Raw genomic sequence first — 5,165 nt, 5'->3', positions numbered from 1 at the left:
GTTGTAAAAGTTAATATTCCTAAACCAAAAGTTAAGATTCAAATAAAAGAAAAGATTATTGAAAAAATAAGACAAGTTAAAAAAGAAAAAGTATTCCAAACAGATGAAGTTTTTAAAGATAAATTCTTATTAGCAGATGATAAATCTTTTACTATTAATATTTCATCGTTTACTACTTTAAAAGATTTAGAAGTTTTAGTAAAAAAATATAAACTAGAAGAGAACTCATTTTTCTTTAATTATGGAGATAATACAAAATTAATTAAATTAGTTTATGGAGTGTTTGATACTTATGAAAAAGCAAACAATAAATTAAAAGAGTTATCTGAGTTAAAAGGTACGTATTTCCCTATTATTGAAAGAATAGCTTCTGTAAAAAATCTTTATAATGAAAATATTGAGATCAATACAAAAGTTGAGAAAAAACTAGAGTATGAATATATTGATTTATCAAGTCTAGAAAATAAAGAAGAGATTAAAATTAATACTTCTGAGCGTTTAAATAAACTTGATGAAAGTGAATATAAAGCACTTGAAGTTAATGTGGAAAGTATAGTTGAAAATAAAGTAAATAATCAAATAAGCTCTTCTTTTAAAGAGAGATTTTTAGCAACACCAAGAAATCACTATACAATAAATTTAGCTTCATTTGAGAATATAAGTATTGCAAATGAATTTATTGAAAAACACAATTTATTTGATGAAGTATTTTATGTTTATACTAGTAAAGGAAAAGTTAAATTAATGTATAAAATATTCTCTACATTTAAAGATATTTCTTTAGCTGTACAGAATCTACCAGACTCATTAAGACGGAATAATCCATTTATTCAAAAAATACATAGATCACAAGATTTATATGTAAAAAATAATGTGAAGTGGGAATAGTCGTGAAAAGTTTAATGAATAGAGTATTAAAAAAATATTCAAATGTAGTAGGAAGAAATACTTTAATTTTCTTCTCACTATTATTTACTATGTTTTTATTCTCTTCATATATATTTTTTGATGACTTTAAAAAAGAGAGTATTGAAGTTGCAAAAAAAGATTATGCATTAAATGTTGATTATTTACAAGTAAAACTTGAGAAGTATATTATTGAAAATAATTACAAAAAGATTGAAGAACTTTTAAATTCAAGATTTAAAACTAACTCATTTAAATCAGTTAATATCCAATTAGATAAGTTTATTTTTAATAAAAATACTTTAGTAGAAAATACAAATCAATTTAAGCAAAGAGCATGGAATTTAGGTGATATTGTAATTGATGCAAAATATGGATATATACAAAAAGTTAAAGATAGTATGTTATATGAATATATTCCAAATGATAGAGAAAATTATGAAGAGTCTATTCCTGTAAGATTTCAAGCTTATAAAAGATCTGTAATCAAGATTTTTCTTACAAACCTAACATTTAAAGATATTAAAAAAGAAAGTTTAGTTGATAGTGAGTATAAAGTTTATGAGTGGTTTGATAAATCAATAGATTTAAAAAATCAGACTATTGTAAATGATTTAGTTTATGATGGTGTAAATTATGGAAAAATTACTTATGAAATTGATACAAGTTTTGTAAAGTCTAAAATGTATAGTCTTTTTATAAAATTAGTATTATTTACTTTAGTATTAATTGTTCCAATTTTTATAATTATTAGATTCTATCATAAACTAATTTTTGCAAGATATGTTAATAAACCAATTAGGTCACTAAATACATATCTTGATAAAATCATAGAAAATAAGTTTGAAGTTTTAGATAAAAAAGAGTTTGAAGGTACAAAAGAATTAACTGAATTAACTAAAAAAGTTGTTAAAATATCAACAAAAGTTGCATCACTTGTAAATGAAGTAAATATTAGTAAAGAGAATTTAGAAAGAAAGTTATCAACAGATACACTAACAGGTTTACCAAATAAAAGTGTCTTTGATTTTGATGTTAAAAGTATGTTTGTAACCTCACAAAAAGCAACAATTTTTACTATAAAACTTGAATGTTTAGGATATATGAGTAAAAATTATGATTCAAACTATATAAATGCCTTTGTAGATGCATATACAAGTATCATAAAAAATGTAATTTATAAATATAGTAAAATGGAAATTACTCTATATAGATTTTATGGTTCTGAATTTGCAATTATTGTAAAAGATATGAAGCTAGAAGATATTGAAGAGATGTTAAAAGAGATAATTTCACAATTACTTAATAATATCCCAGATAATTATGATGTTCCTGATGACCTTATTCATATTGGTGGAACACCATTTGATTTATTTGGAAGTATTGATTCTATTTTAGAATCTGCAAATAAAGCCTTTAATATCTCAAAACAAAATGGTATAAATACTTATCATATTATCGATGAATCAGAATTAAAAGATGGTTATGATTCTTTACATAAAAATGTAATTGAAATAATAGAAGAAGCAAATTTTGATATGAATTTTGTTTTAGATACTTATTCATTTGATGAACCTGATAAATTAATTATGAAAGAAGCTGTGCCTTTATTATTTGATAAAAATAATGAAAGATTGGCAATTGGACCATTCTTATCAATTGCTGAGAAATTAAATTTTGTAGATAAGTTTGATAAAGAAGTTATTGAGAAATGTATTAAGTTTATAAAAGAAAATAATATTGATTATGAAATAGCTATTAACTTATCAATGGATTCATTAAATAATAGTAGCTTTATGAATTGGTTAAAAGAATATTTAACGAAAAATAGTGATATAAGTGGAAATATCGTCTTTAGTATTACTTCTTATAGTGCATATTTAAATAAAACTTTATTTGAAACATTTACTAAAGAAATACGTAAATATGGTGTTAAAACATTAATTAAGCGTTATAAACTTGAAGAGTATCCAATAGAACAATTAGATGGTTTAGAAGTTGATTATATAAGAATGCATAAAGATTATACGGCTAATTTCACAAGTGATATTGCAAAAAAACATAAGGTAAAAAATATTTTAATTTATGGTGAGTTAAATAATATTGATATTATGGCAGAGGCTGTTAAACTTGATGTTGATTATAATTTCTTAGAAAGATTAGGTGCTTATGCAACAAGTAAATAAGGATTTGAAAATTATGCTTAAATATATATTAGTTATTGCACTTGTACTTTTTACAGGCTGTTCTTCTAAAAATGATTTAATTAATGCAAATCAAGAAGATTATACTTCAACTATGAACTATGATATGATATCAAAAGATGCAGTTTTAGAAGCTGCTAAAAAAGCATTTATTTTTACAAATAAAGATTTTGTTATTGATTCTTATCGTAATTCATTAAGTGTTAGAAAAACAAATGTAAATCATTTCCCTTTAACTCCTATTTTAGTTGAAGATACTTGGTTTTTTGAAGTAAATGAAGTTGATAATAAATCTTTAGCATCTGTTTATGTAAAAAGAATTAAAAACCTTGATTCAAAAGAGGGTATTTATCTATCAAAAAGTGAGCATGAAATATTTTGGAAAAGAGTAGGGTTCTTTTTATCTCTTGAAACAAAATGGGAAAGTTGTATGGGCTATATAAGCAATATCTTTGACTTAAATGGCTTTTGTGATAATGAAGGAAAAAAATATTTTAATACTCCAAGTAAAGAAGATAGAATAGCAGATATTTTTATATTTCAAAGAATTAATAGTAAAGATATAGTAGAAATAAATGATGATATATTAGAAAATGACAATTTTTCAATAAAAACAAAATCTAATGATATTCTTGAAAAAGAGGATAAAATTAATAGTTCAATATCAAAACAAAACAAAGAGGATATTGAAGATATAAAAGAAATTGATAGTATTTTAGATAAAATTAAAAAAGATACAGATGAAAATTTAAATAAACAATAACTTAAGAGGTGCTTATTATGAAAAAATTACTACTCTTATTTATTATAACAATAAACTTATATGCTAATTCATTTAATGATGCTGTAGAAAATTTCAATAATAAAAACTATTCAAAAGCTTATGAAATATTTAGTTTATTAGCACAAGATGATAATGCACAAGCTCAATATAATCTTGCACTAATGAACTATAATGGTTTTGGAGTACCTGTAAATAAAGAATTAGCATTCTTTTGGTATGAAAAATCAGCCCAACTTGGTAATAAAGTTGCTCAAAACAATCTTGCTCAAATGTATTATTTAGGAACAGTGGTAAATAAAAACAAAGAAAAAGCAATCTATTGGTTTGAAAAATCTGCTATTCAAGATTATGCTTTGGCTCAATTAAATCTAGCTATGGTATATGAATTAAATGTAAAAAAAGAGAGTCAAAAAAAAGCATTTTATTGGTATAGCAAAGCAGCCGAACAAGGTGTGATATTTGCACAAAATAATCTAGCATCAATGTATTTTTTTGGACATGGAACAAAAGTGGATTATGAAAAAGCTTTAGTTCTTTATACCAAAGCCGCAAAAGCAAATAGTGCAATAGCTCAAACAAATTTAGCAATGATGTATCTAAATGGTGATGGAACAAAAAAAGATATAAATGAAGCTATTTATTGGTTTACAAAAGCATCACAACTTGATGATACAAGAGCTCAACTTAAATTAGCAGATATTTATAGAGAAGGTAATCTTATTTCAAATGATTATAAAAAAGCATTTGATTTATACCTACAAGCTGCACAAAAGAATAAAACAAAAGCGATGTATTATGTTGGTTATTTTTATTTTAATGGTTTAGGCGTAAGTAAAGATATTGATAAAGCAATCTTTTGGATGAAAAAAGCAAAAAGCTTAAATCATAAGCGTTCTGAAAACTTTTTGAAGATTCATAAATTAAATTAATTATGATAATTGAATAAAAAATAATTAGCTTAAATAATATTTTCTTGCAAAAAAACTGTAAAATACGAATAATAGAATTAAAAAATAAAGATAATAAATGAATAATATATTAGTAATAATCTTCTGTGCAATAGCTATTGCAACAATACTAAATATCATATTTAAAAGATATGGAATTTCTCATATCATAGGATATATTCTTTCAGGAACAATTATTAGTTATGCTTTTAGTTTTAATGGAATAAATTTTCATAGCTTAGAGTTAATAGGTGAATTTGGGATAGTATTTTTAATGTTTACTATTGGTCTTGAACTTAATTTTGAGAAAATAAAAAAGATGAG

The 5,165-nt window shown here is 23.3% G+C and carries 5 protein-coding genes; all 5 read left to right on the top strand.

What is annotated here, in order from left to right; all coding sequences use genetic code 11:
* Window positions 1–888, top strand: an 888-nt coding sequence (locus tag ACERKK_RS11045) for an SPOR domain-containing protein (protein WP_373773132.1), incomplete at its 5' end; no start/stop codon positions are given.
* 2 nt (window positions 889–890) lie between these two features.
* Window positions 891–3,092 (top strand): EAL domain-containing protein, encoded by a 2,202-nt coding sequence (locus ACERKK_RS11040; RefSeq protein WP_373773131.1) that lies wholly within the window; start codon window positions 891–893, stop codon window positions 3,090–3,092.
* A gap of 13 nt (window positions 3,093–3,105) precedes the next feature.
* A complete protein-coding gene (locus ACERKK_RS11035; RefSeq protein WP_373773130.1) occupies window positions 3,106–3,873 on the top strand; it encodes a hypothetical protein in 768 nt (255 codons plus the stop codon).
* A gap of 17 nt (window positions 3,874–3,890) precedes the next feature.
* Complete coding sequence (locus ACERKK_RS11030) at window positions 3,891–4,823, top strand: SEL1-like repeat protein (protein WP_373773129.1); 933 nt, start codon at window positions 3,891–3,893, stop codon at window positions 4,821–4,823.
* Between the two features lie 97 nt (window positions 4,824–4,920).
* Window positions 4,921–5,165, top strand: a 245-nt coding sequence (locus ACERKK_RS11025) for a cation:proton antiporter (protein ID WP_373773128.1), incomplete at its 3' end; no start/stop codon positions are given.

Source organism: Poseidonibacter sp., assembly GCF_041821165.1.
In the GTDB taxonomy this organism is placed as follows: domain Bacteria; phylum Campylobacterota; class Campylobacteria; order Campylobacterales; family Arcobacteraceae; genus Poseidonibacter.
The sequence above is the reverse complement of the archived record's forward strand: the minus strand, read 5'-3'. Positions and strand labels throughout refer to the sequence as shown.

Bases quoted from the DNA above. Each gene is read 5' to 3' on its own strand.
- ACERKK_RS11035 (WP_373773130.1), top strand. From the start codon at position 3,106: ATGCTTAAATATATATTAGTTATTGCACTTGTACTTTTTACAGGCTGT.
- ACERKK_RS11030 (WP_373773129.1), top strand. From the start codon at position 3,891: ATGAAAAAATTACTACTCTTATTTATTATAACAATAAACTTATATGCT.